Origin of the sequence: Acetobacter malorum, from assembly GCF_002153605.1 — a bacterium.
Taxonomy (GTDB): Bacteria; Pseudomonadota; Alphaproteobacteria; order Acetobacterales; family Acetobacteraceae; genus Acetobacter; species Acetobacter malorum_A.
The window spans coordinates 1-496 of the sequence record NZ_JOPG01000101.1 but is presented as its reverse complement, the minus strand read 5'-3'; the positions used below and the strand labels follow the sequence as shown (position 1 = coordinate 496).

Genomic DNA, 496 nt, shown 5'->3' with positions numbered 1-496 from the left:
CCGTGCATGTCGACGTCACCGCCACTGTTTCGGGCTTGAGCGTCAGCCCTCTGGATGCGACGGCTCTGGCATCGGGCGACACGCGGGCCAGCCAGGACCGGCGTATGACTGGAATGTCATCTGAGGAATCGAGCGGTTCGAACGGGTGGTGAGCGCCTATGATCCGTAACGTGTCCTGCATGAGGACATTCTCCGTCGCCAAAAGAAAAACCAGACCCAGGACATGAGAACTATAACGCAATTAATAGATGGGAAAACGCCTATGGAAGACCTCTCCATGAAACGTTCCTGGCAGAGCAGGGACTGGTCTCGCCTCATCAAGCTGTTCAGGGGCCTGACATTCTACGAGCGTTTTGAACAGGCGATCATTCTGACCCTGATTACGCTCATCATGCTGGTCACTGCCATCGCAACGATTCATCTGATTGGCGCGGTATGGCATCTGGTCGTCGATGTCGGAATCGATCCGATCAACCAGACGATCTTCCAGGCGATT

The 496-nt window shown here is 55.0% G+C and carries 2 pseudogenes; one reads left to right on the top strand and one right to left on the bottom strand.

What is annotated here, in order from left to right:
- Positions 1-181, bottom strand: a pseudogene (locus HK23_RS14685) (hypothetical protein); the annotation flags it as partial.
- 81 nt (positions 182-262) lie between these two features.
- On the opposite strand from HK23_RS14685, the pseudogene HK23_RS14115 reads away from it, so the two are divergent.
- Positions 263-496 (top strand): annotated as a pseudogene (locus HK23_RS14115) (phosphate-starvation-inducible PsiE family protein); the annotation flags it as partial.